The organism is Pelagibius sp. (genome assembly GCF_965227505.1).
Taxonomy (GTDB): Bacteria; Pseudomonadota; Alphaproteobacteria; order Kiloniellales; family Kiloniellaceae; genus Pelagibius.
Window position 1 is genome coordinate 2,964,995 of sequence record NZ_OZ245757.1, and the last position, 24,299, is coordinate 2,989,293.

At 65.9% G+C, this 24,299-nt stretch carries 29 protein-coding genes and 1 tRNA gene; 18 read left to right on the plus strand and 12 right to left on the minus strand.

Annotation, left to right across the window (positions count from 1 at the left end; translation table 11 throughout):
• On the minus strand, window positions 1–555 hold the full coding sequence (locus ACO06P_RS14130; RefSeq protein WP_420345875.1) for a heme NO-binding domain-containing protein: 555 nt from the start codon (window positions 553–555) through the stop codon (window positions 1–3).
• Between the two features lie 285 nt (window positions 556–840).
• Between ACO06P_RS14130 and ACO06P_RS14135 the strand changes: the two genes are divergently transcribed.
• Complete coding sequence (locus ACO06P_RS14135) at window positions 841–1,257, plus strand: globin family protein (protein WP_420345876.1); 417 nt, start codon at window positions 841–843, stop codon at window positions 1,255–1,257.
• Between the two features lie 57 nt (window positions 1,258–1,314).
• Here the strand turns inward: ACO06P_RS14135 and ACO06P_RS14140 are convergent, their stop codons facing one another.
• The 6 genes from ACO06P_RS14140 to hemE all read right to left on the minus strand — a co-directional run bounded on the left by ACO06P_RS14140 (window position 1,315) and on the right by hemE (window position 6,587).
• Complete coding sequence (locus ACO06P_RS14140) at window positions 1,315–1,644, minus strand: DMT family transporter (RefSeq protein ID WP_420345877.1); 330 nt, start codon at window positions 1,642–1,644, stop codon at window positions 1,315–1,317.
• Window positions 1,645–1,652: 8 nt separating this feature from the next.
• Complete coding sequence (locus ACO06P_RS14145) at window positions 1,653–2,261, minus strand: TetR/AcrR family transcriptional regulator (RefSeq protein WP_420345878.1); 609 nt, start codon at window positions 2,259–2,261, stop codon at window positions 1,653–1,655.
• Window positions 2,262–2,436: 175 nt separating this feature from the next.
• On the minus strand, window positions 2,437–3,693 hold the full coding sequence (rho, locus tag ACO06P_RS14150) for a transcription termination factor Rho (RefSeq protein WP_420345879.1): 1,257 nt from the start codon (window positions 3,691–3,693) through the stop codon (window positions 2,437–2,439).
• A gap of 272 nt (window positions 3,694–3,965) precedes the next feature.
• On the minus strand, window positions 3,966–4,409 hold the full coding sequence (hemJ, locus tag ACO06P_RS14155; protein WP_420345880.1) for a protoporphyrinogen oxidase HemJ: 444 nt from the start codon (window positions 4,407–4,409) through the stop codon (window positions 3,966–3,968).
• A gap of 58 nt (window positions 4,410–4,467) precedes the next feature.
• Window positions 4,468–5,514 carry a ferrochelatase gene (gene hemH, locus ACO06P_RS14160; RefSeq protein WP_420345881.1) on the minus strand — a complete coding sequence of 349 codons (1,047 nt, stop codon included), beginning with the start codon at window positions 5,512–5,514 and terminating at the stop codon, window positions 4,468–4,470.
• A gap of 17 nt (window positions 5,515–5,531) precedes the next feature.
• Window positions 5,532–6,587: a uroporphyrinogen decarboxylase gene (hemE, locus tag ACO06P_RS14165; RefSeq protein ID WP_420345882.1), complete on the minus strand. Its 1,056-nt coding sequence runs from the start codon at window positions 6,585–6,587 to the stop codon at window positions 5,532–5,534.
• A 595-nt stretch (window positions 6,588–7,182) separates the two neighbouring features.
• Between hemE and ACO06P_RS14170 the strand changes: the two genes are divergently transcribed.
• From ACO06P_RS14170 to dnaQ, 5 genes are read left to right on the plus strand one after another with little or no spacing between them, the layout of a single operon-like run.
• On the plus strand, window positions 7,183–8,007 hold the full coding sequence (locus ACO06P_RS14170; protein ID WP_420345883.1) for a pyruvate, water dikinase regulatory protein: 825 nt from the start codon (window positions 7,183–7,185) through the stop codon (window positions 8,005–8,007).
• Window positions 8,008–8,043: 36 nt separating this feature from the next.
• Window positions 8,044–8,691, plus strand: a complete 648-nt coding sequence (locus tag ACO06P_RS14175) for a Maf family protein (protein WP_420345884.1) — start codon at window positions 8,044–8,046, stop codon at window positions 8,689–8,691.
• Window positions 8,688–9,527 (plus strand): shikimate dehydrogenase, encoded by an 840-nt coding sequence (locus ACO06P_RS14180; protein WP_420345885.1) that lies wholly within the window; start codon window positions 8,688–8,690, stop codon window positions 9,525–9,527. Before ACO06P_RS14175 ends, ACO06P_RS14180 begins: the two co-directional genes overlap by 4 nt.
• 5 nt (window positions 9,528–9,532) lie before the next feature.
• On the plus strand, window positions 9,533–10,168 hold the full coding sequence (coaE, locus tag ACO06P_RS14185) for a dephospho-CoA kinase (RefSeq protein WP_420345886.1): 636 nt from the start codon (window positions 9,533–9,535) through the stop codon (window positions 10,166–10,168).
• The gene (dnaQ, locus tag ACO06P_RS14190; protein WP_420345887.1) at window positions 10,168–10,839 is read left to right on the plus strand and encodes a DNA polymerase III subunit epsilon; all 672 of its coding nucleotides are present in this window, start codon (window positions 10,168–10,170) and stop codon (window positions 10,837–10,839) included. The genes coaE and dnaQ overlap by 1 nt, the downstream gene beginning before the upstream one ends.
• 88 nt (window positions 10,840–10,927) lie before the next feature.
• On the opposite strand, the gene secB is transcribed toward dnaQ, so the two are convergent.
• The 3 genes from secB to ACO06P_RS14205 form a co-directional block, all read right to left on the minus strand.
• The gene (secB, locus tag ACO06P_RS14195) at window positions 10,928–11,491 is read right to left on the minus strand and encodes a protein-export chaperone SecB (RefSeq protein ID WP_420345888.1); all 564 of its coding nucleotides are present in this window, start codon (window positions 11,489–11,491) and stop codon (window positions 10,928–10,930) included.
• A 148-nt stretch (window positions 11,492–11,639) separates the two neighbouring features.
• A complete protein-coding gene (locus ACO06P_RS14200; protein ID WP_420345889.1) occupies window positions 11,640–12,185 on the minus strand; it encodes a histidine phosphatase family protein in 546 nt (181 codons plus the stop codon).
• Window positions 12,182–12,784 carry an FxsA family protein gene (locus ACO06P_RS14205; RefSeq protein ID WP_420345890.1) on the minus strand — a complete coding sequence of 201 codons (603 nt, stop codon included), beginning with the start codon at window positions 12,782–12,784 and terminating at the stop codon, window positions 12,182–12,184. Before ACO06P_RS14205 ends, ACO06P_RS14200 begins: the two co-directional genes overlap by 4 nt.
• 138 nt (window positions 12,785–12,922) lie before the next feature.
• Between ACO06P_RS14205 and ACO06P_RS14210 the strand changes: the two genes are divergently transcribed.
• From ACO06P_RS14210 to ACO06P_RS14260, 11 genes are all read left to right on the plus strand, one after another.
• Window positions 12,923–13,651 carry a Tim44/TimA family putative adaptor protein gene (locus ACO06P_RS14210; protein ID WP_421935199.1) on the plus strand — a complete coding sequence of 243 codons (729 nt, stop codon included), beginning with the start codon at window positions 12,923–12,925 and terminating at the stop codon, window positions 13,649–13,651.
• 58 nt (window positions 13,652–13,709) lie between these two features.
• Window positions 13,710–14,951: a murein transglycosylase A gene (locus ACO06P_RS14215; RefSeq protein ID WP_420345891.1), complete on the plus strand. Its 1,242-nt coding sequence runs from the start codon at window positions 13,710–13,712 to the stop codon at window positions 14,949–14,951.
• A gap of 147 nt (window positions 14,952–15,098) precedes the next feature.
• Window positions 15,099–15,899 (plus strand): (Fe-S)-binding protein, encoded by an 801-nt coding sequence (locus ACO06P_RS14220; RefSeq protein ID WP_420345892.1) that lies wholly within the window; start codon window positions 15,099–15,101, stop codon window positions 15,897–15,899.
• The gene (locus ACO06P_RS14225; RefSeq protein WP_420345893.1) at window positions 15,899–17,329 is read left to right on the plus strand and encodes a LutB/LldF family L-lactate oxidation iron-sulfur protein; all 1,431 of its coding nucleotides are present in this window, start codon (window positions 15,899–15,901) and stop codon (window positions 17,327–17,329) included. The genes ACO06P_RS14220 and ACO06P_RS14225 overlap by 1 nt, the downstream gene beginning before the upstream one ends.
• Before the next feature lie 24 nt (window positions 17,330–17,353).
• Window positions 17,354–18,079 (plus strand): LutC/YkgG family protein, encoded by a 726-nt coding sequence (locus ACO06P_RS14230; RefSeq protein ID WP_420345894.1) that lies wholly within the window; start codon window positions 17,354–17,356, stop codon window positions 18,077–18,079.
• Entirely contained in the window at window positions 18,063–18,695 is a 633-nt protein-coding gene (locus ACO06P_RS14235; RefSeq protein ID WP_420345895.1) for a Smr/MutS family protein, read from the plus strand. The genes ACO06P_RS14230 and ACO06P_RS14235 overlap by 17 nt, the downstream gene beginning before the upstream one ends.
• A gap of 165 nt (window positions 18,696–18,860) precedes the next feature.
• Window positions 18,861–19,280, plus strand: coding sequence for a helix-turn-helix domain-containing protein (locus ACO06P_RS14240; protein ID WP_420345896.1), 420 nt, complete (start codon window positions 18,861–18,863; stop codon window positions 19,278–19,280).
• The gene (locus ACO06P_RS14245) at window positions 19,277–19,849 is read left to right on the plus strand and encodes a PAS domain-containing protein (protein WP_420345897.1); all 573 of its coding nucleotides are present in this window, start codon (window positions 19,277–19,279) and stop codon (window positions 19,847–19,849) included. Before ACO06P_RS14240 ends, ACO06P_RS14245 begins: the two co-directional genes overlap by 4 nt.
• Window positions 19,850–20,044: 195 nt before the next feature.
• Complete coding sequence (locus ACO06P_RS14250) at window positions 20,045–20,533, plus strand: hypothetical protein (RefSeq protein ID WP_420345898.1); 489 nt, start codon at window positions 20,045–20,047, stop codon at window positions 20,531–20,533.
• 205 nt (window positions 20,534–20,738) lie between these two features.
• Window positions 20,739–20,811: transfer RNA gene (locus tag ACO06P_RS14255), tRNA-Ala, on the plus strand.
• Between the two features lie 116 nt (window positions 20,812–20,927).
• Window positions 20,928–21,179 (plus strand): hypothetical protein, encoded by a 252-nt coding sequence (locus tag ACO06P_RS14260; RefSeq protein ID WP_421938124.1) that lies wholly within the window; start codon window positions 20,928–20,930, stop codon window positions 21,177–21,179.
• A gap of 287 nt (window positions 21,180–21,466) precedes the next feature.
• On the opposite strand, the gene hslU is transcribed toward ACO06P_RS14260, so the two are convergent.
• Window positions 21,467–22,795, minus strand: coding sequence for an ATP-dependent protease ATPase subunit HslU (gene hslU / locus ACO06P_RS14265; RefSeq protein WP_420345899.1), 1,329 nt, complete (start codon window positions 22,793–22,795; stop codon window positions 21,467–21,469).
• A 47-nt stretch (window positions 22,796–22,842) separates the two neighbouring features.
• Window positions 22,843–23,421 (minus strand): ATP-dependent protease subunit HslV, encoded by a 579-nt coding sequence (hslV, locus tag ACO06P_RS14270; protein WP_420345900.1) that lies wholly within the window; start codon window positions 23,419–23,421, stop codon window positions 22,843–22,845.
• Window positions 23,422–23,704: 283 nt separating this feature from the next.
• Here hslV and hisB point away from each other — a divergent pair, with 283 nt between their 5' ends.
• The gene (hisB, locus tag ACO06P_RS14275; protein WP_420345901.1) at window positions 23,705–24,292 is read left to right on the plus strand and encodes an imidazoleglycerol-phosphate dehydratase HisB; all 588 of its coding nucleotides are present in this window, start codon (window positions 23,705–23,707) and stop codon (window positions 24,290–24,292) included.
• Window positions 24,293–24,299 lie beyond the last annotated feature (7 nt).

Here is a 24,299-nt window from a genome sequence, read left to right on the forward strand (position 1 = left end):
TCACGATGTCCAGTGGATGTGGAATTCGCACTCGGGGTCGCCCCGGTGCAGACAGCGCGTTTCCTCGACTTCGGCCACATCGCCGTAGTGGGCGATCACGCGCCGCGCCAGTGCGCGGTACAGCCGGCAGAGACGGTTGGGCGAGCGGTAGTGGACGACCAGTTCCCGCCCCTGCTTTTCGATGCGGAACTTCTGCGTGACCGCACGGCTGGCTTCCGGGTCCGACAGGCCCGCGGCAAAGCCGTTGTGGATCTCGGGATGCTGTTCCAGCAGCGCCCGCGCCGTGGAGCACATCGCGTACCACGCGGGAAACCGCTTCTGCGTGTCCTTGAGAAAGGCCGCCGCCCAGCGGTCGCAGATCTCTTCGTCGTGAAGGCCGAGCACCTCACCGGCCGCAGTCAGCAGGCGCTGGCATTCCGCGTCGGCGTAGATCTCGCTCATGCGATAGCGGCGATCGACGGGCACATCGGCCCGGCGCCTCACCTCGGCGACGGCGGCCGCTCCGCCCTCGGCCTCTATCGCCTGCAGCAGCGGCCTGAAGGGATATCCCAGCATGGCGGGATCTCCTTTCGGTCTGAGCCTGCGGCGAAGGCCGGATGCGGCCTCTGCACTCTATCACAAACCGCAGGATCTTGCGGCCTCACCGCAAGACTCCGTGAAACCGCAAAATCCTGCGGTGCCGCGGCGGCGCCTGATCGCTGGAAAAAGTCAGGCGAATCAGATCGCTGGAGGGATCGCGGAGTTTGGTACGGATCCTGCTCTCTTCTCCCGGTGAAACGGGACGGACGCTGGTGCGGCGGCCCCCCGGCGCTTCTTGACCTGCAGAAGGAGACCCCGACCATGACCGAAGACGAACGCAGCCTCGTCCAGGAAAGCTGGGAGAAAGTACGACCGATCTCCAGCCAGGCCGCCGCCCTCTTCTACGGCCGCCTGTTCATTCTGGCCCCTGACCTGAAGTCCCTGTTCAAAGGCGACATGACCGCACAGGGCGAACGCCTCATGCATATGATCGACACGGCGGTCGGCGGACTGGAGAACCTGGACGAACTGGTCCCGGCCCTGGAAGCGCTCGGCGAACGCCATGCCGGGTACGGCGTCACCGAAGCGGACTACGACACCGTCGCCAGCGCCTTGCTGTGGACGCTGGAACAAGGCCTGGGGACAGATTTCACGGACGAGGTGAAGACCGCCTGGGTCTCCGCTTACAGCGTTCTCGCCGACACCATGAAACGGGCCGCTGCCGCGGCGGCGGCATAGGCAAGCGCCGGTGGCAATCGACAGACCCATCCTCTGTTTGTCTGACCGCAGACTGCCTCAATGCACGCTCGCCTTCGAGAAGACGTTGATGATGCCGACACCGCCCAGGATGAGGGCGATGCCGAGGATCGCCGGCACATCGAGGCTCTGGCGAAACACCACCACGCCGATCAGCGAGATGATGACGATGCCGACGCCGGCCCAGATCGCATAGGTGATACCCAGGGGAATCGCGCGCAGCGCCAAGGACAGAAAGAACAGCGCGACAGCGAAACTGACGACCGAGAAGGCGCCCAGGCCGATGCGCGAAAAGCCGTCGGACTGCTTCAGCACGCTGGTGCCGATGACCTCGGCGACGATGGCAAGAGACAGGTAGATCCAGTGCATGGCTGTTCCTATTCCCAGCTTTCCAGAAGTTTCCCCATGGCCCGGGAGATGTCGTCGATCATGGCGTCGACACGGCCGTTTTCGGTTTGGCCATCTGCGATCTGCAGTTGCAGCGCGGCACCGTCGATCAGCGCCATCAGAACCCGCGCCAGGGCGGCGCAGCGCGCCTCATCGAGATGCGGCGCCATGACGGCGACGAGCCGCCCCGTGTCGTCGTGCAACGCGCCGTACCCTTCCGCCTTCAGGCGGGCATAGCGCGGATCGTCCAGCGCCAGGAATTCGGCGATGGCGTAGAAGCGGCCTGCCGGACCCGCGTAGGACCGCAGCAGGGCCTCGACGGCTTCGCGGATGCAGCGTTCGGGCGTTTTCGGGTCCCAGGCGATCGCCCGGAGAAGCGCCGCGGAGCGCTCCGTCTCCTGGACGATGACCGCCGCGATCAGGCTGTCCTTGGTGGGAAAGTAGTACTGCAGATTGCCCAGCGAAATCCCAAGGACCTGCGTAATCATCCGCAGCGAGACCTGGCTGTAACCGTCGTCAAGCAGCGCCTGCCGCGCCGCCGCCAGAATGGCTGCGCGCCGCGCTTCACCCTTGGACAGCAGTCTCTCTGCGTCGGCCATCGGCGCCCTCGTCAAGAACCGGCCGACCACAGATAATAGGTCAATGACCTAAAATCAAGAGCCGGTATCCCGCGTGACAAGGTATCGCGCATGAAAAAAGGGCCCGGTCGCTGACCGGGCCCGTGTCATTTGCCATCGTGCCGGCAGTCTTGCCGCCGTCACAAACTCGACGCTGCTACTGATTCATCGAGTCGAAGAAGTCCTGGTTGGTTTTCTGCTGCTTCAGCTTGTCGACCAGGAACTCGACCGAATCGGTGACCCCCATGGGCATGAGGATGCGGCGCAGGACCCACATCTTGGAGAGCGTGGCCTTGTCCACCAGCAGCTCCTCCTTGCGGGTGCCGGATTTGCCGATGTCGATGGCCGGGAAGGTCCGCTTGTCGGCCAGCTTGCGGTCGAGCACGATTTCCGAGTTACCCGTGCCCTTGAACTCTTCGAAGATGACCTCGTCCATGCGGCTGCCGGTGTCGATCAGCGCCGTGGCGATGATGGTGAGAGAGCCACCCTCCTCGATGTTGCGGGCCGCGCCGAAAAAGCGCTTGGGTCGCTGCAGGGCGTTGGCGTCGACACCGCCGGTCAGCACCTTGCCGGAACTTGGCACCACGGTGTTGTAGGCACGTGCCAGACGGGTGATGGAATCCAGCAGGATCACCACGTCCTTCTTGTGCTCGACCAGGCGCTTGGCTTTTTCGATGACCATCTCGGCAACCTGGACGTGGCGGCTCGCCGGCTCGTCGAAGGTCGAACTCACCACCTCGCCCTTGACCGAGCGGTCCATGTCGGTCACTTCCTCCGGCCGCTCGTCGATCAGCAGCACGATCAGGAAGATCTCCGGGTGATTGGCCGCGATGGACTTGGCGACGTTCTGCAGGATCATCGTCTTGCCGGTGCGCGGCGGCGCGACGATGAGCGCGCGCTGGCCCTTGCCGATGGGCGCCGTCAGGTCGATGACCCTCGGGGTCAGATCCTTGGTCGCGACGTCCTCGACCTCCAGCTTGATCCTCTCGTCCGGATAAAGCGGCGTCAGGTTGTCGAAGTTGATGCGGTGGCGCGAGTTTTCCGGCGGATCGAAGTTGATCTCGCTGACCTTCAGCAGGGCGAAGTAGCGCTCGCCGTCCTTGGGGGAGCGGATCTGCCCTTCCACCGTGTCGCCGGTGCGCAGCCCGAAGCGACGCACCTGGCTGGGGCTCACGTAGATGTCATCGGGGCCGGCCAGATAGTTAGATTCCGGCGAGCGCAGGAAGCCGAAGCCGTCCTGCAGGATCTCCAGGACACCCCTTCCGTAGATCGGCTGATCGTTCTCCGCCAGATGCTTCAGGATCGCGAACATCATGTCCTGCTTGCGCAGGGTACTGGCGTTTTCGATTTCCAGTTCTTCAGCAAAGGCCAAAAGGTCTGCCGGACTCTTGGCTTTCAGTTCTTGAAGGTTCATGGGCGCTTACGCCTGTATTCGATCGAAGGGGAGAGAAAGGGGACTGGTCTGAAACTGCATCCTGGGATTGCTACGCATGCGGACGCAGGGTGATCGTAAAAGACCGCTGACCGGGGGAGAAATCCCAACGACAGCCTACACTTGGCTGGTTAACGAAACATGACTCGACATATGGGATCGACACCGCCGGACGGCAAGGTGCTGAGGAATGGCTGATCGTTACTGCAAGGGTTCGGCGAAGTCAAGCGGGGTAAATGCCTGCGACAACAGGGTCAAAACGGCTTTACGACGACGAAGACAACGATGCCGATCATCAGCACCGCCGGCACTTCGTTCATGACGCGATAGAAGCGCTCGCTGCGCCGGTTGGCGTCTTCGGCAAAGGCGCGGCGCCAGCGGGCGGCCACCATATGCAGAACGGTGAGGATCACCAGCAGGGTCAGTTTGGCGTGGAACCAGCCGTCGCCCCAGGCCTCGATATGGGCCGCCAGCGCCAGGCCGGCGGCCCAGGATACCAGCATCGAAGGGTTCATGATGGCACGCAGAAGGCGCCGTTCCATGACCTTGAAGGTTTCCGACTGTTTGGAGCCCACCTCGGCCTGGCAGTGATAGACGAAAAGCCGCGGAAGATAGAGAAACCCGGCCATCCAGGCGATCACCGCCAGGATGTGCAGGCTCTTCACCCAGAGATAGCCTTCGCCCAGAAACCCCGCCACAACCCTGTTCCCGTTCTGATGTCCCGGATCTTGATGTTCCGCAGCCGGCCCTCAGGCGTCAGTCCCGGGCCTGGGGACAGCCGCTCCAGGAGCCCGGGCAATAGCGCCCGCCGGCGTGGGAACAGATCGCCCGGCCGCTGCCGCGCAGGCGCCGGATCTGCTCGCCCAGGCCGGCGATGAAGGCGGCATCGCTGGAGACCGTCGGCACCCGCAGATAGACCGGCACACCGGCCTTCTCGGCCAGCTCGCGGTACTCGATGTCCAGCTCCACCAGGGTCTCCGAGTGCTCCGAGACAAAGGCGATGGGGACCACGATCACCGGCCGTTCTTCACGGCCCGCCCGCTCGATCTCCGCCTCCGTGGCCGGGCCGATCCACTCCAGCGGGCCGACGCGGCTCTGATAGCAGACCACCCAATCCAGGTTGACCTCGCCCATGGCTTTCACCACCGCGGCGACGGACTGCTCCACCTGCCACTGGTAAGGATCGCCCTTCTCGACGATTTTCTTCGGCAGGCCGTGGGCGGAAAACAGCACGCGCGGCGGCGCCTCGCTCTCGATTTCGCGCAGGGCCTTGCGCAGGCCCTCCACCGAGGCGGCGACAAAGCCCGGTTCCGCCGGGTAGCAGCACAACGTGCGGCTGGGCGCGATCACCCCGGCGGTCTTGGCCTCGCGCCCCCACTCCCGCAGCGAGGAAGCCGAGGTGGTGGTGGAATACTGCGGATAGAGCGGCACCAGCAGAACTTCGTCCGGATCGTACTCGGCCACCGCCCGGGCGGCTTCGGACGCGCGCGGATGCCAGTACCGCATGGCGATGAAGACGCGCCACTCGGTCTCCGCGCCCTCCGCTCCCTTCAGGTCCGCCAGCAGGGCCGCGGCCTGATCCTCGGTGTTGGGCAGCAGTGGCGACCCGCCACCCAGCTCACGGTAGATTTCCTGTGCGATCGGCGCCCGGCGCTTGGAGATCACCTTGGCCAGCAACCAGCGCAGCGGGCCCGGCAAAGCAATGATCGCCGGGTCGTTGAAGAGATTGAACAGAAAGGGCTCGACGGCCTCCTGGCTGTCCGGCCCCCCCAGATTGAAAAGTACGACGGCAACTCTGCTCATGGAATTGTCCCGGAGCCCTAACCGGCGTGCTCGGCGCTGAAGGCGTGAATCTGCTCCATCAGACGGCTGACATTCTCGGGCGGCGTCTGCGGCACGATGCCGTGACCCAGGTTGAAGACGAAGGGGCCCTGCCCCAGGCTGCGCAGGATGCGGTCAACAGCCGCGGTAAGGCCCTGGCCGCCGGCAACCAGCATAATCGGATCGAGGTTTCCCTGAACTGCGACATGGGGCTGCAGTTCCGCTTGCGCCCAGCCCAGCGGCACCGTGGTGTCCAGACCCAGTGCCTGGGCGCCGGCTTCGCGCGCGAAATCGCGGTAGAGCAGGCCGGCACCGCGCGGAAAAAGAATGACGGGAACCTGCGGCCGCTCCCGGCGCAGCCGTGCCGTCAGGGTTTTGGCGGGCTCCAGGCACCAACGGCGGAATGCATCCTCCGGCCAGACACCGGCCCAGGAATCGAAGATCTGCACCGCCTCGGCGCCGGCATCGATCTGGGCTATCAGGTAATCGCCGGTAGCCTCGACCAGCAGATCGATCAGACGCCCGAAGTCTTGCGGCGCGCCATAGGCCCAGCGTTTGCCCGCCGCGAAATCCTTGCTGCTGCCGCCTTCCAGCATGTAACTGGCAACCGTCCAGGGGGCGCCGGCAAACCCGATCAGCGCCACCTGGGGCGGCAGGCTTTGGCGCAGCCGCCTGACGGTCTCGTAGACCGGCGCCAGGGCCTCGTGCAGGGCGTCCTTCGAAAGTCGGTCCAATCCCTCTGCCGTCTCGATCGCCTCCAGACGCGGGCCGATGCCTTCTTCGAACCAGACCTTCTGCCCCAGGGCGTGCGGCAGCACCAGGATGTCGGAGAACAGGATGGCCGCGTCGAAGCCATAGCGGCGGATCGGCTGCAGGGTGATCTCGACGGCAAGATCCGGGGTGAAACAGAGATCCAGAAAGCCCGCGGCCTCGGCCCGCAGCTTGCGGTACTCCGGCAGATAACGCCCGGCCTGTCGCATCAGCCAGACCGGTGGCCGTGGCAGTGTTTCGCCGTTCAGGGCGCGCAACAGCAGTTTTTCGTCGGTTTGCGTCACTCGGCTTCGTCGCAGAAAAGTGGGGCGGTCGAAAGGGGTGTGAGGGGTCCGCGATGGGGGATCGAAGTTGCCAGAACTGACAAGATGGCCTTTTCCGCAGGCTTGGCAAAGCCCCCTTCTTCCAAAAAAGAATCTTAAAAGGGTTTGGGTTTTTGTTGTTTATCCCTGTGAGAGTCGGGGATCTGTGTTTTGCGATACTTTGTCCCGAGAACGATCCGCAGCGGCGTGCCGCCGCCGGCGCGTTGTGCATGAGCTCCGCGCAAACTCCGGGAAGGGACCGGAATCCGCCGGCTTGCACGAAGCCGGGAAGCAGGGGATAACGGGGAAAACCAAGGATGCCGGGGTGCTGTTGCGGGGTTTTCGGCGGTTGTGAGTGTCTGTGGTTCACAAGGGAAGACTCGTCTGAGGGATTGCGGGCTAGGCGTGATGAAAACTTGCCCGCCCGCGGGCGACTCGGGTTTTCCCCCGGCTTTCATCCCGTCTGCACAGACCATGCACAGAATCGGCGCGCGCCCGGATGGCCCCGGGCGCCCGCGGGGCGGGCTGCCGGCCGCCGGCCTGGCGTTCTGGGGAGAGGTCTAAAGGAGAGGCCGCAATGGCGACCCATCATCTGCACCTGGTGTCGGACTCGACCGGCGAGACGATCAATTCCGTCGCCCGGGCCTGCCTCGTGCAGTTCAGCGGCGTGGACCCGACCGAGCATGTCTGGAGCCTGGTCCGCACCCGCGGGATGATGAACAAGGTGGTCAGCCAGATCGAAGCCCATCCGGGCCCGGTTCTCTTCACCCTGGTCAACCACAGTCTGCGCGATCAGCTCACCAGTTGCTGCATGCAGCTCGGGGTGCCCTGCATCGCCATTCTCGATCCGGTGATCCATACCATGGCCAACTATTTCGGTGTCGAGATGAAGGGCACGCCGGGACTGCAGCACGCGCTCGATGCCGAATACTTCGGGCGCATGGACGCCATGACCTTTGCCCTGACCCACGACGACGGGCAGCACTGCAGCGATCTCGCCAAGGCCGATATTATCCTCGTCGGCGTCTCGCGCACCTCTAAGACGCCGACCTGCATGTACCTGGCCAACCGCGGAATCAAGGCGGCGAACATCCCCGTGGTTCCGGGCTGCCCGATTCCCGACGAACTGCTTCAGGCCGATGGGCCGCTGATCATCGGCCTGACGAAGGACCCGGCGCGGCTCGTCCAGGTTCGTCAGAACCGTCTGCGGATGCTGACCGACGATCGCCAGGAAACCGACTATGTGAATCTGGAGGCGGTGCGCGAGGAGATCGCACAGGCAAGGCGCTTCTGCGTCGAACACGGCTGGCCGCTGATCGACGTGACCCGCCGTTCAATCGAAGAAACGGCGGCCACCATCATGAGCTACTACGCCCGGCATATCGGCGGGGAGCCGAGATGAATGCCCGGTGGATGAATGCCCGGTGAAGGGATCCGTATGACGGCGGGCGTGACAGAGGCGGCGGTACCGCCCCTGATGGCGGGAAACGCACCGCCGCTCGTTCTGGCTTCGGGCAGTGCGACGCGGGCGGCGCTGCTCACCGCCGCGGGACTGCGCTTCACCGCCCAGGCCGCCGCGGTGGACGAAGGCGCGGTCAAGGAGTCCCTCCAGGCCGAGGGGGCGACCCCGGCACAGACTGCCGAAACGCTGGCTGAGCTGAAGGCGCAGCGCGTCGCCGCCGGCCATCCCGGCGCGTTGGTGATCGGCGCCGATCAGATGCTGTCCTGCAATGCGCTGTGGTTCGACAAACCGCCGGACCGCGATCACGCCGCCGCGCAGCTGCGCGCCCTCAGCGGAAAGACCCACGAACTCTCCACCGCGGTCTGTGTGGTGCGCGACAGTGGCCGCCTGTGGCACCACAACGCGGTGGCGCGCTTGACCATGCGCCCACTCTCCGATGCGTTTATCAACGCCTACCTCGACGCAGCCGGCCCGCAGGTGCAGGCCTCCGTCGGTGCCTATCAACTGGAAGGTAAGGGTGCGCAGCTCTTCGCCCGGGTGGAGGGGGATTTCTTCACCGTGCTCGGCCTGCCGTTGCTGCCACTGCTCGACTTTCTGCGCGCCAACGGGGTTTTGAGATCATGATCCTCAGCGGCAGGGCCGCCCTTGCTGGCGTCATCGGCTGGCCGGTCGGCCATTCGCGTTCGCCTCGCCTGCATGGCTTCTGGCTGGATCGTTACGGCATCGACGGGGCTTATCTGCCGCTGCCGGTGGCGCCCGAGGATCTCGAAAGCGCTGTCTACGGGCTGCGCGCCGCGGGCTTCCGCGGCCTCAATGTGACGATCCCGCACAAGGAAAACGTGATGGCGCTCTGCGATCGCGTGGACGATACCGCGCGGCGCATCGGCGCCGTCAACACCCTGGTCTTCGATGCCGCGGGCATCCACGGTTCCAACACGGACGCTTTCGGGTTTTTCGAGGACCTGAAGGCTGCGGCGCCGGACTACGATCCCACCGCCGGTCCCGCCCTGCTTCTGGGCGCTGGCGGCGCGGCACGGGCGGTGGCGGTGGCTCTGCTGGATGCCGGCCTCGCGGAACTGAGGATCTGCAATCGCAGCCAGGACCGGGCCGCGCGTCTGGCGGACGATCTCGGTCCCAAAGCGGCGGTCATTCCCTGGAGTCAAAGGGGGGAAGCACTGGGTGATCTGGGCCTCCTGGTCAACAGCACGTCGCTGGGCATGACCGGCCAGCCGCCGCTCGAACTGGGGCTGGACAACCTCGCCGAACGGGCCGTGGTCTACGATCTCGTCTACTCGCCCTTGGAGACAGCGCTTCTCGCCGCAGCGCGTGCGCGCGGCGCCCGGGCCGTCGACGGGCTGGGCATGCTTCTTCACCAGGCCCGCCCCGGCTTCGCCGCCTGGTTCGGGGTCGAGCCCGCGGTGACGGCCGAACTCCGCGACTTCGTTTTGCAGGACACCTAGACAGCATGCTGGTGATCGGCCTCACCGGCTCCATCGGGATGGGCAAGTCGACGGCCGTCGGCATGCTGCGCCGTCTCGGCCTGCCGGTCCACGATGCCGATGCCGCCGTTCATGCGCTGATGGCCAGGGGCGGAATCGCGGTCGACGCGGTCGGGGCGGCGTTCCCCGGCGTCGTTGTCGAAGGGGCTGTCGACCGCCGGCTTCTGGGCGCGCGGGTGCTCGGCGACCCGGCCGCCCTGCGGCGCCTCGAAGCGATTCTTCACCCGCTGGCGCGGGCCGCTGCGCGGCGTTTCCTGGCCAAGCAGGCCCGTCTGCGGCGGCCTCTGGCGGTGCTGGACATTCCGCTGCTGTTCGAAACCGGCGGCGAAGCGCTCTGCGATGTGGTGATCGTGGTTTCGGCGCCGGCGCGCACCCAGCGCAGCCGGGTGCTTGGCCGCTCCGGCATGACCGAAGCCCGCTTCCAGGCCATTCTGGAGCGTCAGATGACGGACGCCGAGAAGCGCCGGCGCGCCGACTTCGTCGTGCAGACCGGGCTCAACAAAGCCCACAGCTTGAACCAGCTGCGCCGCATCGTCACACTGTTGCGGACACGCGCCGAACGGCTCCGGCCGCTGCGCGAGGTGATCGGGAGATACGGCTGATGCGGGAAATCGTTCTGGATACGGAGACGACCGGGCTGGACCCGGCGGCGGGCCACAGGATCGTCGAAGTGGCGGGCCTCGAACTTCTGCATCACGTCCCGACCGGGCGGACCTTCCGGGAATACATCAATCCGGAGCGGGACATGCCTGAGGAGGCGGAGAAGATCCACGGCCTGAGCAGCGCCTTTCTGGCCGACAAGCCCGTCTTCGCCAAGATCGCCGCCGCGTTCCTCGATTTCATCGGCGATGCGAAGCTGGTGATCCACAACGCCCAGTTCGACATGAAGTTCCTGAATGCGGAGTTGAAGGCCGCCGGTTTCGACATCCTGGCCGGCGACCGCGCCGTCGACACGGTGGCTTTGGCGCGCAAACGCTTTCCCGGCGCCCAGGTCAGCCTCGATGCGCTTTGCCGCCGCTTCGAGATCGACAACTCCGCCCGCACCTTTCACGGCGCCCTGCTGGACTGCGAACTCCTGGCGGAGGTCTATCTCGAGCTTTCGGGCGGGCGCCAGCCCGGGTTGACGCTGGAGGGCCAGCAGCCGCGGCGCAGCGCCGTCGCGCCGATGGCCCGGGCCGCGCGCGCACCGCGCGCACACAGTGCGTCGCCGGAAGAAAAGGCGGCGCACGAGGCGATGCTCGCCAAGCTCAACGACCCTATCTGGCGTCAGTAGGCGCGCCGCGCAGATTTTCGCCTCCACGCTCTAACGCAGGGGCGAGGCTTCAACGCAGCAGCGGGTTGTACCCGGGATGTGATCCGCTTCAGGCCTGGCCGTTGGCCGCCGTGTTCTCTTCCGCACCGGCGGCGCCCGCCTCGTCTCCGCCTTCGGAGGGGGGGGCGGAATCGTTCCCCGGTGCGCCTTCGGCGTCGGCTTGGGCACCGGCCTGGGCCATCTTTCGGCTCACGTACATCTGGTGGAAGTCGATGGGATTCATGATCAGCGGCGGGAAGCCGCCGTCGCGGGTGTCGTCGGCCAGGATGGCGCGGGCGAAGGGAAAGAGGAAGCGGGGAACCTCGATCATCAGCATCTGCTCGCGCACCGCTTCCTCCAGGCTCTCCGCCAGGGTGACCACGGCCGCATAGTGCAGGTCGACCTGGAAGGCGCTGATCTCGCCGATCTTCGCGCTCGCCTCCAGACGCAGCGCCACCTCGTAGAGATTGCCCTGCAGATGCGTGGGCGTCACCTCGACGTTGATGTTCAACTGCGGGCTTTCCTCGCGCATCTTGCCGTAGATGCCGGGCGCATGGGGGTTTTCGAAGGAATGGTCCTTCACGTACTGGCTGTTGATGGTCAGCGGTGCCTGCTGCGCGGCTTCTTCGGCCATATGCGCCTCCTCTTAAGCTGGGCGCGCTTGGCTATCACGGATTTTCGCCCCGCACAACCGAGGCGGCCGCCGGAAACCGAGATTGCTCCGAGCGATACTGCGCCTGCTCCGCGCGCCCGGGCGCTAGTCTTCTGCGGCTGTCCGGCTGCTAAAGGGCTCCGGACGCCAGGCCCGCATGGGGATCGAAGCGCAGGGCGACCCCGTTGCCGACCGCCTCGCCGGTCAGGCCGCGGATGAAGCCCCAGTGGGACACGATCAGCAGGTCGTCCCATTTGCCGTCGTCCAGCGTGGCGCGGCGAAAACCTTCGCAGCGCACGGCCAGCGCCTCTTCGGTTTCCTCTTCCTCCGGCCACCAGCGTTCGGCCAGGTCGCCGAAGCCGAAATGCGGCCAGCGTTCGGTCAGCGCGCTGCGGTGACTGCCGATATCGCAGGTGAAGAAGTAGCGCTCGCGCACCTGTGGGTCGATGGCGACCGGCAGCCCCAGGGCATCGGCGATGATCTCCGCCGTGTGCAGGGTGCGCCAGTACGGGCTGGCGACGATGCGCCCGACCCCTTGATCCTTCAGGCTTTCCGCCGCCGCCTGGGCCTGGCGCTCGCCCTCCTCGGTCAGACCCGGGTCCTCGATACCCGGGTCGATGCGGGTCGCGGCATAATGCACATTGAAGTGGGACTGCCCGTGGCGCACCAGAATCATGGCTCCAGCCTCCGGGGGCCGTTGCCGCCCTCGTCGCCGCGCCCGTTCCGGGCGGGTCCGCCCCGCCGGCCCGGGCGATAGGGCCTGTCGGCGTCGTCCACCTCCTCGAAGTCGCCATCGATGACGGTGGAGCCGCGCTCGCCGCCCGGGCGTGCCGGCCCTCTGCCCTCCGCTGTGTTGGGCCAGGTGTTGGGATTGACTTCCTCCCCGTCGACGAAGACACGGGTGCGCCCCTGGCCGTGGCGGGCGGCAAGGCGATGGGCGATGACGCGGCGCAGGGCCTCACGGACCGGCGGGATGAAGAGCAGCAGCCCCAGGGCGTCGGTCACGAATCCCGGCACCAGCAGCAGGGCGCCGGCCAGCACCAGGCAGATGCCTTCGAACATTTCCCGGGCCGGCACCTGGCCTTGATCCATCTGGGCACGGGCGCGCAGCAGGGTGGCCAGGCCCTGCGCCCTCAGCAGCAGGCTGCCGGCCACCGCCGTCGCGACGGTTGCGGCGATGGTCGGCCAGACGCCCAGGGCGCCGCCAACCTCAATAAACACAGCGATTTCCAGCAGTGGCAGCCCAATAAAGACAGCCAGAAGAACCAGGGCCATACTTGCTCTTTCTGCAGCAGTTGCCTACATAATGCCCATAAATGGTGTGGCGAAGCCAGCCGCGCCAGTTTACCTCTGTCCCGGGCCCGGCGATTGCGCGGCCCGACGAAACGGCGCACCTCACAGATTGCGAAACGGATGAGCGACGGCAGCCTGATAGAAATTGTCCTCCTTGCTGCCGTTGCGGCATTCTTCGTTTTCAAGCTGCGCTCGGTCCTCGGCAAGCGCACCGGACACGAGAAGCGGGATTTCGACCCCTTCAATCAATCCCCGCGCGAAAACGAGGGCGAGGAGGAAAAGGTCATCCAGCTTCCCGACCGCGGCAAAGGGCCGCGGATCAACCAAGACGAACTGCTGGAGCAGACGGAGGCAGACCAGGTGGCTGCAGAAAAGGCATCTTCTGGCGAGCAGGATCCCCTGTCGGCCGGCATCACCCAGATCCGCCTGGCCGACCGCGATTTCGATCCCGACCAGTTCGTCGCCGGCGCGCGCGGCGCCTTCGAGATGATCATCGCGGCCTTTGCCGAGGGCGACACCAAGACCCTGCGCCCGCTGCTGGCCAACGACGTCTACAGCGACTTCTCCGGCGCCATCAAGGAGCGCGAGGCCAACAAGGAAACCCTGGAGACCACCCTCATCGGCATCACTTCCGCCGAGCTGATCGAAGCCGAGATGCAGCAGAAGACCGCCTTTGTGACCGTGACCTTCGTCTCCGAACAGGTCAACGTCACGCGCGATGCCGAGGGCCTGATCGTCGACGGCAATCCCAACGAAGTGTCCACCATCACCGACATCTGGACCTTCGCCCGCAACACCCGCAGCCGCGACCCCAACTGGGCGCTGGTTGCCACCCGCAGCCCCAACTGAGCGGTCTGCCTGCGTGAGGCGGGGCGGGGGCAGGCGGGATCTTTCGAGCAGCCTGAATTTGCGGTTTGCCGGGCTTCTGGCCGCGGCTTTTGCCCTGACCTTGGCCGCCTGCAGCGGCGAGACCCCGAAAGAAGACAGCACGGAGCGCGCGCCGGCCGAACAGCCGCCGCCGCAAGCCGAGACCGCCGTACCCGAGGCGCCGGCGCTGCTGCTGACCCCGGTGGGCTTTGACGCCCTGCCGGACTGGACCACCGACCGGCCGAGCGAGGCCCTGCCCGCGCTTCTGAAATCCTGCGGCCGCCTGACGGTTCAGCCGTCCGAACGCGCTGTCGGCCCGGACGGACTGGCCGGGACCGTCGCCGACTGGCGCGCGCCCTGTGCGGCCCTCTCCGCGGCGGAAGGTCAGGACGATGCCGCGCTGCGCCGCCTGCTGGAAGAACAGTTCCGGGCCTTCGCGGTGTCCAATGCCGGCGCGGCCGAGGGGCTGTTCACCGGCTACTACGAAGCCGAATTGACGGGAACCCGCGATCCTTCGGCGCCGGGGGCGACGCCGCTCTACCGGTTGCCGCCGGATCTGGTGACGGTGGACCTCGGGCGCTTTCGCGCCGACCTCCGCGGCGAACGCCTGATCGGCCAAGTCCGCGACGGCCGCCTCGTGCCCTATCTCACCCGCGAGGAAATCGACGCCGGGGCGCTCGAAGGCCAGGGGGCGGAGCTGCTCTGGGCGGCGGATCCGGTGGATGTCTTCTTTCTCCACGTCCAGGGCTCCGGGCGCGTCGTCTATCCCGACGGCAGCGTCACCCGCGTCGGCTTCGCCGGCTCCAACGGCCATCCCTTCTACGCCATCGGCCGGGCCCTCATCGCCGAGGGGCTGGTCTCCCGCGAGCAGGCCTCCATGCAGTCGATCCGCGACTGGCTGCGCGCCAACCCCGACAAGGCGCGCGAGGTGATGCAGCGCAACGCCCGCTATATCTTCTTCCGCGAGATCAAGGGCGAAGGCCCGATCGGCGCCCAGGGCGTGCCGCTGACCGCAGGCCGCAGCCTGGCGGTGGATTCCAAGGTCCTGCCGCTCGGGGTTCCGCTCTATCTCGATACCACCTGGCCGGCCACGGACAGGCCGCTGCGCCGCCTCATGGTGGCCCAGGATGTGGGCAGCGCCATCAAGGGCGTCGTGCGCGGCGATTTCTTCTGGGGTTCCGGCGATGCCGCCCTGGCCGAGGCCGGGCGTATGAAGCAGAGCGGCCGCTACTACCTGCTGCTCCCGAAGGCCGTCGCCGAGCGCCGCCAGCAGGCGAGCTGACGCCGCATTGCGGATCGGCTCCGGCGCGCTCTTGCTTTTGCGAAGTGGTAATACCATTATCGCAGCCAGGAAACGGCACCACTCCATAGAACCGTTTTGATAGGGGTCCGAACGCCAAGTCTCGACCCGGGAGAGAAAGGACGGCTCATGGCAGAACAAGCGCAGCGCGTCGGGCTTTTCGTGACCTGCCTGGTCGACCTGATTCGTCCTTCGGTGGGCTTTGCCGCGGTGAAGCTGCTGGAGCGGGCGGGCTGCAGGGTCGAGGTGCCGCGGGCCCAGACCTGTTGCGGCCAGCCGGCCTACAACTCCGGCGACCGCGCCGATACCCGCGCCATCGCCGAACAGGTGATCGAAGCCTTTGCCGGCTTCGACTACGTGGTCGCCCCCTCCGGCTCCTGCGCCTCGATGATCAAAAAGCACTACCCCGGCCTCTTCGCCGACGACCCGCCGCTGCGGGCCAAGGCGGAAGACCTGGCCGAACGCACCTTCGAGCTGGTGTCGTTCCTCACCGATGTGCTGGGGGTGGAAGCGGTGGAGTCGTCCTTCTCCGGCGCCGTCACCTACCACGACTCCTGTTCGGGCCTGCGCGAACTCGGGGTCGAGGCCCAGCCCCGCAAGCTGCTGAACAACCTGCCGGGGGTGGAGATCCGCGAGATGGAGGAGTCCAACGTCTGCTGCGGTTTCGGCGGCACCTTCTGCGTGAAGTACCCGGACATCTCCAACAAGATGGTGACCAACAAAGCCGATTTCGTCGCGGCCAGCGGTGCCGGCACGCTGTTGGCCGGCGATCTCGGCTGCCTCATGAACATGGCCGGCAAGCTGCAGCGCCAGGGCGCCGCGGTGCAGGTGCGCCACGTGGCCGAGGTGCTGGCCGACATGGTCGACGGCCCCGCCATCGGCGAGCCGGGCCCCGGATCTGGGCAGGATAAGAGCGGGAGTGCCGCCTGATGCAGAGCAGCTCCCCCGCCTTCAAGGACAACGCGCGCGCCGCGCTGGCCGACCAGACGCTGCAGAAGGCGCTGAAAAACGTCAAATCCGGCTTCATCGGCAAGCGCGCCAAGGCGCGCGACCGTTTGCCGGAGTTCGACGACCTGCGCGATGCCGCCCGCGACATCAAGGACCACACCCTGGCCAACCTGGACTTCTACCTGGAGCGCTACGAGGAGAAGGTTCAGGCCAGCGGCGGCCAGGTGCACTGGGCCGCCACGGCGGAGGAGGCGCGCGCCGCGATCCTGAAGATCTGCCGCGAGGTCGACGCCAAGGTGGTGACCAAGGGCAAGTCCATGATCTCCGAGGAGATCGCCCTCAACCAGCACCTCGAAGAAGCCGGGCTGGATGTGGTGGAAACCGACCTCGGCGAGTACATCATCCAGCTGCGCAAGGAGGTGCCGAGCCACATCATCGCGCCGGCGGTGCATCTGACCAAGGACCAGATCGAAGCCGACTTCCGCCACCACCACGACAAGCTGCCGGCGGAGCGGCCGCTTTCCGAACCGGTGCAGCTGGTGGCCGAGGCGCGGCAGATGCTGCGCCAGCGCTATCTCGACGCCGATGTCGGCATCACCGGCGCGAACTTCCTGGTGGCGGAGACCGGCACCTCCATCATCGTCACCAACGAGGGCAACGGCGATCTGACCCAGACCCTGCCCAAGGTGCACATCGTCATCGCCAGCCTGGAGAAGGTGGTCCCCAACCTGGAGGACGCCACCACCATCCTGCGGGTGCTGGCGCGCTCGGCGACAGGCCAGGAGTTTTCCGCCTACACCACCTTCTCCACCGGCCCCAGGCGGCCGGAAGATCCGGACGGGCCGGAGCAGTATCACGTCATCCTGCTGGACAACGGCCGCAGCCAGATGCTCGGCAGCGAGTTCCAGGACATGCTGCGCTGCATCCGCTGCGGCGCCTGCATGAACCACTGTCCGGTCTATCATTCGGTGGGCGGCCATGCCTACGGCTGGGTCTATCCGGGGCCGATGGGCGCGGTGCTGACCCCCAGCCTCATCGGGGTCGACGAGGCGGGGCACCTGCCCAACGCCTCCACCTTCTGCGGACGCTGCGAGGCGGTCTGCCCGATGCGCATTCCCCTGCCCCGGATGATGCGGCACTGGCGCGAGCGGGAGTTCGAACGTCATCTGAGCCCCAAGGCGGTGCGTTTCGGCCTCGCCTTCTGGGCCTTCTTCGCCCGCCGGCCGGCGCTCTATCACCGCATCGCCGGCCTGAAGATGCGCATGCTGGCGGCCTTCGGCCGCAATCAGGGGCGCTTCAACGCCCTGCCTTTTGCCGGCGGCTGGACCAAGCACCGCGATTTCCCGGCGCCCGAAGGCAAGACCTTCCAGCAGCTCTGGGCCGAGCGCCAACGCCGGGAGCGGGCATTGTGAGCGGGCCCCGATGAGAAACGCAGCATGACCGACTCCCGCCAGCACATCCTGGGGGCGCTGCGCCAGTCTCTGCAGCGCGACCAGCCGGGCGCCGAGGAGCGCGCGCAGCTTGAGGCGCGGCTTGCCGATCCGCAGGCGGGATTGGTCCCGGCGCGCGGGCAGCGGCCCCATGGCGAACAGCTCGACCTGATGGAGGACATGCTGCGCGAACTGGCGGCGACGGTGGTGCGGCTCGACGACGCCGACCAGGTGCCCCAGGCGGTGGCCGATTATCTGAAGGGTGAGAACCTGCCGCCGCGGGTGCGCCTGGCGCCGCGCGGCGACCTGCGCGCGCTGCCCTGGGCGGACCAGCCCCTGCTGGAGGTGAGCGAAGGCGCGGCGCGGGAGCCGGACCCCACCGCCGTTACCGGCGCCTTCGCCGGCATCGCCGAAACCGGCACCCTGATGATGGCCTCCGGACCCGAAGCGCCGATCACGCTGAACTTCCTGCCGGAGAACCACATCGTGGTGCTGCGCGGCTCCCAGGTCGTCGGCGCCTACGAAGAGGCCTGGGCGCGGCTGCGCCAGCGCTTCGGTCCGGGCGCCATGCCGCGCGCGGTCAACATGATCACCGGGCCCTCGCGCACAGGCGATATCGAACAGACCATCCAGCTCGGGGCCCATGGGCCGCGCCGTCTCCATGTGCTGCTTATCGATGACGAAGCGGCCCCGGGTGAGTCCGGGGGCACCGGCAATGGGCCGCAAGCCTAAGGACCCGGCGCCACCCGACACAGCGAGGGGCGCTCTGTCGCCGGAAGACCGCCAGCTTTGGGGCCACGTCACCCGACAGGCCGAACCGCTGGCGGGCCGCGACCGGCTGCGCTCCAAGACCGACGATCTGCGCGAGGGGGCCGGCCGCGCAACGACGGCCGCTGCGCCGCGGGGGCGGCCGGCACAGCGAAGGGCGGCCCAGCCTCCGGGTCAGGCTCCGGCCCAGAGCCCACCCCAGAGCCCGGCCGCGGCCGGACGACAGCCGCCGCCCCTGGTCCACGGTGCCCGCGACGGCCTCGACCGTCGCAAGGCCGAACGCCTGCGTCGCGGCAAGCTGCCCATCGAAGCGACCCTCGATCTGCACGGCCTGCGCCAGGCCGAGGCGCACCGCCGTCTCGAGCTTTTCCTCGCCGACTGCCAGGCCGCCGGCAAGCGCTGCGTCCTGGTGGTGACCGGCAAGGGCGCGACCCGGGCCGAGGCCGGCGTATTGCGCAGCGCCCTGCCGCACTGGCTGAACCAGCCCCCCAACCGCGCGCGCGTTCTGTCCTTCGACTACGCCCAGCAGAAGCACGGCGGCACCGGCGCGGTCTATATTCTGCTGCGGCGCAAGCGCTGATGTGGCCTCGGCACGCGGGAATCGCCTTGCCGGGGAAAAGCCGCTAAACTCCGATCCGGTTATCTTTCCGACAAGGCGGAGAGCCGGCGTGCCGCAGCGTGAGGGACCAGGTCACGGGTATGCTTTGACGGGTGCCGCGCAGGCCCCGGGGCAGGGCGTGCGGGCGTGGTTATCGTCATGACCCCCTTCGGCGAAAAGCTGCGGGCGATCCGCGCCGAGCGCAAGCTGGCCCTGAAGGACATGGCCGCCGGCCTGCAGGTCTCGCCGGCCTACCTCTCGGCCATGGAGCATGGCCGCCGCGGCAAGCCCAGTCGCCGCTTCGTCCACCGCGTCTGCCAGTTTCTCGGCATCATCTGGGACGATGCGGAGGAACTGCAGCGGCTGGCCGATCTCTCCCACCCCCGGGTGGTGGTGGACACCGCCGGCCTCAGTCCGCGGGCAACCCTGCTGGCCAATCTCCTCGCCCAGCGCATCGAGACCATGGACGATGCCGCCCTCGACCGGCTGCTGGACCTGATCGATCCCGCAGAGGCGTCGCCGGCCGCAGGAGGCCCGGAGGCGGACGGGGCAGAGACGAAGACTTGAACTCAGGCCGACCGACTTCCGACGACGGGCCTCCAGGCGAAACCGGCAAGGCGATCCTGGAGGTGCCGCTGCGCCAGCTCTACGAATACTGGCTCGGCAAACGCGGGCCGCGTCGCTGGCCGGCGCGCGCCGACATCCTGCCCTCGGAGATCCCGGCCCTCCTGCCCTTCGTGGTGCTGGCCGATGTGCTGGAGGATGGCCGGCACTTCCGCCTGCGTCTGGTGGGCACGGACGTTGCCTTTGGCATCGATCCCACCGGGATGCTGCTGCACGAGGCGGTGCCCGAGGGGGCCTACCGCGCCCATATCACCGCCCTCTTTCAGCGTGGCGCCGCCGGACCGGGGGCGCTCTACAGCCGCAGCCGCTACAGCTATGCGCCCTACGACAAAACGGGCGCGGCGGGGCCACGCAGCATTGCGCGCATTTTCATGCCGCTGGCCGCCGATGGGCAGGCGATCGATATGATGCTGGTCGGACAAATGCGCGACCGCCAGATCCACGCAGAGCACTCCGCCTGGCAGGGCAATCCGCCGACCATCAGCGAGGTCTTGGAGCAGCGCCTGCCTTAGCTGAGTGTTCCCAAATTCAGCCGGCTAGATCAAGACCGTGATCTCTAAGTCAGAAAATGGTGATCAGAGGAATCCGAAAAAATCCTAAAGGCCTGGATTTTGTCCCATAACCTACTGAATTAATGGGATAAAAAATTCTTATCAATTCTAACTAAGAATCAAGACTCTTGGGCGCTGTTCGAGTAGGCTAGGAGCATGTCGAAGATTGATGTTCAGTTAGATGCTTACGAAGAGGCTTTGGCCGCAGCGCTCAGCGAACTGGCTGAAGTGAAAGTGTCAATTCACCAACACCGCCAATCCTTAAACATAAAGGAGAGGCGGCGACGGGAGCTGCTGACAGCAATAGACAATCTGATTGTTTTGCTTCCTGCCGAAACGCAAAAACGATGGTCCAAAAGGCTTTCAGACGTCGATGAGCCAAAGTCGCTAGATGCCTCTAGAGCTAGTCGTGAGCAAAAAGCTATTGCTGAGGCGGTAGAGAACGACCCTTCCAGAACATGGACATTCGACGAAATCCAAACAGAGTTGGAAAGGGTCGGAATCAGGCCAAAGCCAAAGGTGATCTACAATGCCATTCAAAGACTGGCTAATAGAGGAGACCTTGTCCGCATAAGTAGAGGAAAGTATAGATCTCGACAGTATGGATTTGGACTAATAACCACGGAGAATTTATTGGACGACTAAAATCAAAGGTCCAGTCGCTGAACCGCCGAACGGGAAGGCGTCAGTTGATATTGTATATTGTATATCTGATTCCAAACTCGCTATATATTGTATGCTATCCCACATATTGCGTTTAAGCGTGATTCAGATTCACTATGTTGTGCTCAGGCAGGAGAAACGGTATTCTAAATAGCAGAACGCCCCGCTGTTGGGCGGGGCGTCCATTGACCCGGTGGCCGAATGGTTAGGCGCAGGGCCTTGCAATCTCTGTCACGCCGGTTCGATTCCGGCCCGGGTCTCACTTGTGGGCGGTTCCTATCGGAGCCGCCCTTTTTCTTTGACCTGTAGATATTGATTTAGTGTAAAGCAGAGGTCAACCCTAAACTGGTACCGGTTGGTACCAAGTGGTACCATCTTGATCATGGTATCTAGTCCGCAAAAGGGTCGCTGGAAGCTTGAAGAACCTCTGGCAAGTGACTTGGTCGACTTCTGTGAGGCACACCGCGGTGCGCCTGAACGACGCATTATCGCAGATGCACTGCGCGCATTCATTGACGAGCGCCTCGCAGCTGAACCCGAACTGAAGAAACGATTTGATGAGGCGCGCAGAAAGCGACTTGGGCAAGTAGAGAAGGTTGTGAAGCTGGTCGACGGGAAGGAAGACTAGCTCGCCACTCGCAACTACAGAATTAGCTCCGACCCATCCTCAGAGCGCACCAGCCACAAGTACACGGAAGCCGCCGGTGCACCATCGCGCGCATCTTCATGCCGCTGGCCAGCGACGGCCAGGCGATCGACATGATGCTGGTCGGGCAGATGCGCGACCGCCAGATCCATGCCGACCATTCCGCCTGACAGGCCAACCCGCCGACCATCAGCGAAGTGGTGGATCAGCGCCTGCCGTAGAGGGTCTTGGGTCTGACCGCCGGAGCCGGCTCGACGAAGCCAGGATATCTAAAGAATGAACTTGGAGAGATCGGCGTTCTTGGAGAGTTCGCCGACGCGCTCCTGCACCAGGGCGGCGTCGATGGTGATGGTCTCGCCGCCGCGGTCGGTGGCGGTGAAGGAGATTTCCTCCAGAAGCTTTTCCAAAACCGTGTGCAGGCGCCGGGCGCCGATGTTCTCCACCGAAGAGTTGATGTCGGCGGAGAGGTCGGCCAGCGCGTCGATGGAGTCCTCGGTGAACTCCAGGGTCACCTCCTCGGTGCCCATCAGCGCCTTGTACTGACGGATCAGGCTGTTCTCCGGTTCGGTCAGGATGCGCTTGAAGTCGTCGCGGGTCAGCGCGTCCAGCTCCACGCGGATCGGCAGGCGGCCCTGCAGTTCGGCCAGCATGTCGGCGGGCTTGGCCATATGGAAGGCGCCGGAGGCGATGAACAGAACGTGGTCGGTGCGCACCGCGCCGTGTTTGGTGGCCACCGTCGTTCCCTCGATCAGCGGCAGCAGGTCGCGCTGCACGCCCTCGCGCGAGACATCGGCGCCGGCGCGGTCGGAGCGGGCGGTGATCTTGTCGATCTCGTCCAGGAAGACGATGCCGTTCTGCTCCACCGCGGCGATGGCGTTGGAGACAACGCTCTCCTCGTCGAGCAGTTTGTCGCTCTCCTCGGCCAGCAGGACTTCGTAGGACTCGGCCACCGTCATGCGGCGCTGCTTCTTGCGCCCGCCCAGCGCCTTGCCGAAGATATCGCCCAGGTTCAGCATGCCCATGGAGGCGCCGGGCATGCCGGGGATTTCCATGGTCGGCAGCTGCATGCCGCCGCTGTCCATGACCTCGACCTCGATCTCGCGGTCGTCCAGTTCGCCCTGGCGCAGCAGCCGGCGGAACTTCTGGCGCGTGTCGGCGCTGGCGTTGGCGCCCACCAGGGCGTCGAGAACCCGCTCCTCGGCATTCAGCTCGGCCTGGGCCTTCACGTCCTGGCGCAGGCGCTCGCGCGTCATGTGGATGGCGATTTCCACCAGATCGCGGATGATCTGCTCGACGTCGCGCCCGACGTAACCGACCTCGGTGAACTTGGTGGCTTCCACCTTCAGGAAAGGCGCCTGGGCCAGCCGCGCCAGGCGGCGGGCGATCTCGGTCTTGCCGACGCCGGTGGGCCCGATCATCAGGATGTTCTTGGGCAGTATCTCCTCGCGCATATCTTCCGGCAGCTGCTGGCGCCGCCAGCGGTTGCGCAGGGCGATGGCGACGGCGCGCTTGGCGTCGTTCTGACCGACGATGAAGCGGTCGAGTTCTGAGACGATCTCCCGCGGGCTGAAGAAAGCGCTGTCGGTTTTCTCGGTCATCGGTTTGGGCATCGGCTTTGGCGTCGGGTTCAGCATGATTGGGCCACTCAGGCGTCCGTCGGAGCCGCAGCCTTGGAGGGCAGGCTCTCCACGACGATGCTCTGATTGGTATAGATGCAGATATCGGCGGCGATGCCCATGGCCTTGGTGGCGATGGTCTCGGCATCCAGGCCGTCGACGTCGTACAGTGCGCGCGCCGCAGCCAGGGCGAAGGAGCCGCCGGAGCCGATGCCGATCAGGCCGTCTTCCGGCTCCAGAACGTCGCCGGTGCCGGTCAGCACCAGCGAGGTGCTGCCGTCGGCCACCGCCATCATGGCTTCCAGCCGGCGCAGGTAGCGGTCGGTGCGCCAGTCCTTGGCGAGTTCCACGCAGGCCCGGGTGAGCTGGCTGGGATAGGTTTCCAGCTTGGCTTCCAGGCGTTCGAACAGCGTGAAGGCATCGGCGGTCGCCCCGGCGAAACCGGCGATGACGTTGTCCTTGCCCAGGCGGCGCACCTTGCGCGCGTTGGACTTCATCACCGTGTTGCCGAAGCTGACCTGGCCGTCGCCGGCGACCACCACCTTGTCGCCCTTGCGGACCGAGAGGATCGTGGTGCCGTGCCAGATCGGGGGGTTGGTTTCAGGCATGGACAGTCACATGGGCGAAAGCGAGGCCCTGGTCAAGGCGGATTTGCCGCGGGGCAGCCCTGCGCCGGCCGGGCTTCCCAGGGCCCGACAAGGGCCCAACCAGGGCCCGACCAGACCCCGGCGCGATGCCGGAGGGGGCGGTTCGGGGCACGAAAAGCCCGGAAAGGCCGCCGAAAACCCGGGGCGCAAGGGTTCTGGCATTGCCGGGGCCTTCCTGATACAAGGGCGCCTTCGTTTCAGAACGGAATGCCAAGGAGCCCCCGCGGCGGCGGGGCGATGGGACATGCGCAAGGCCACAGTCGACCGCAACACCAAGGAAACCAGGATCAGCGCCAGCGTGAACCTGGACGGCAGCGGAAGCTACGAGATCGCCACCGGGATCGGCTTTCTCGACCATATGCTCGAGCAGCTTTCGCGCCACAGCCTCATCGACATCACGCTGAAGGCGGAGGGCGATCTGCACATCGACGGCCATCACACCACCGAGGACAGCGGCATCGTGCTGGGCCAGGCCGTCGCCCAGGCGCTGGGCGAGCGCCGCGGCATCTGGCGCTACGGTTCGGCCCTCATTCCCATGGACGAAACCCTCAGCCGGGTCGCTCTGGATGCCTCCAACCGCCCCTACCTTATCTGGAAGGTGGCGTTCAGCCAGGACCGCCTGGGCAGCATGGATACCGAACTTTTCAAGGAGTGGTTTCAGGCCTTCGCCCAGCACGCGGGTCTCACCCTGCACGTGGAGAACCTCTACGGCACCAACAATCACCATATCGTCGAGTCCTGCTTCAAGGCCCTGGCCCGCGCGCTGCGTGAAGCGATCCAGATCGACCCGCGCAAGGCCGACGCCGTGCCTTCGACCAAAGGCAGTCTTTAGGGGAATC

Bases quoted from the DNA above. Each gene is read 5' to 3' on its own strand.
- ACO06P_RS14130 (WP_420345875.1), bottom strand. From the start codon at position 555: ATGCTGGGATATCCCTTCAGGCCGCTGCTGCAGGCGATAGAGGCCGAG.
- ACO06P_RS14135 (WP_420345876.1), top strand. From the start codon at position 841: ATGACCGAAGACGAACGCAGCCTCGTCCAGGAAAGCTGGGAGAAAGTA.
- ACO06P_RS14140 (WP_420345877.1), bottom strand. From the start codon at position 1,644: ATGCACTGGATCTACCTGTCTCTTGCCATCGTCGCCGAGGTCATCGGC.
- ACO06P_RS14145 (WP_420345878.1), bottom strand. From the start codon at position 2,261: ATGGCCGACGCAGAGAGACTGCTGTCCAAGGGTGAAGCGCGGCGCGCA.
- rho (WP_420345879.1), bottom strand. From the start codon at position 3,693: ATGAACCTTCAAGAACTGAAAGCCAAGAGTCCGGCAGACCTTTTGGCC.
- hemH (WP_420345881.1), bottom strand. From the start codon at position 5,514: ATGAGCAGAGTTGCCGTCGTACTTTTCAATCTGGGGGGGCCGGACAGC.
- ACO06P_RS14170 (WP_420345883.1), top strand. From the start codon at position 7,183: ATGGCGACCCATCATCTGCACCTGGTGTCGGACTCGACCGGCGAGACG.
- ACO06P_RS14175 (WP_420345884.1), top strand. From the start codon at position 8,044: ATGACGGCGGGCGTGACAGAGGCGGCGGTACCGCCCCTGATGGCGGGA.
- ACO06P_RS14180 (WP_420345885.1), top strand. From the start codon at position 8,688: ATGATCCTCAGCGGCAGGGCCGCCCTTGCTGGCGTCATCGGCTGGCCG.
- coaE (WP_420345886.1), top strand. From the start codon at position 9,533: ATGCTGGTGATCGGCCTCACCGGCTCCATCGGGATGGGCAAGTCGACG.
- dnaQ (WP_420345887.1), top strand. From the start codon at position 10,168: ATGCGGGAAATCGTTCTGGATACGGAGACGACCGGGCTGGACCCGGCG.
- secB (WP_420345888.1), bottom strand. From the start codon at position 11,491: ATGGCCGAAGAAGCCGCGCAGCAGGCACCGCTGACCATCAACAGCCAG.
- ACO06P_RS14200 (WP_420345889.1), bottom strand. From the start codon at position 12,185: ATGATTCTGGTGCGCCACGGGCAGTCCCACTTCAATGTGCATTATGCC.
- ACO06P_RS14205 (WP_420345890.1), bottom strand. From the start codon at position 12,784: ATGGCCCTGGTTCTTCTGGCTGTCTTTATTGGGCTGCCACTGCTGGAA.
- ACO06P_RS14210 (WP_421935199.1), top strand. From the start codon at position 12,923: ATGAGCGACGGCAGCCTGATAGAAATTGTCCTCCTTGCTGCCGTTGCG.
- ACO06P_RS14220 (WP_420345892.1), top strand. From the start codon at position 15,099: ATGGCAGAACAAGCGCAGCGCGTCGGGCTTTTCGTGACCTGCCTGGTC.
- ACO06P_RS14225 (WP_420345893.1), top strand. From the start codon at position 15,899: ATGCAGAGCAGCTCCCCCGCCTTCAAGGACAACGCGCGCGCCGCGCTG.
- ACO06P_RS14230 (WP_420345894.1), top strand. From the start codon at position 17,354: ATGACCGACTCCCGCCAGCACATCCTGGGGGCGCTGCGCCAGTCTCTG.
- ACO06P_RS14235 (WP_420345895.1), top strand. From the start codon at position 18,063: ATGGGCCGCAAGCCTAAGGACCCGGCGCCACCCGACACAGCGAGGGGC.
- ACO06P_RS14250 (WP_420345898.1), top strand. From the start codon at position 20,045: ATGTCGAAGATTGATGTTCAGTTAGATGCTTACGAAGAGGCTTTGGCC.
- hslU (WP_420345899.1), bottom strand. From the start codon at position 22,795: ATGACCGAGAAAACCGACAGCGCTTTCTTCAGCCCGCGGGAGATCGTC.
- hslV (WP_420345900.1), bottom strand. From the start codon at position 23,421: ATGCCTGAAACCAACCCCCCGATCTGGCACGGCACCACGATCCTCTCG.
- hisB (WP_420345901.1), top strand. From the start codon at position 23,705: ATGCGCAAGGCCACAGTCGACCGCAACACCAAGGAAACCAGGATCAGC.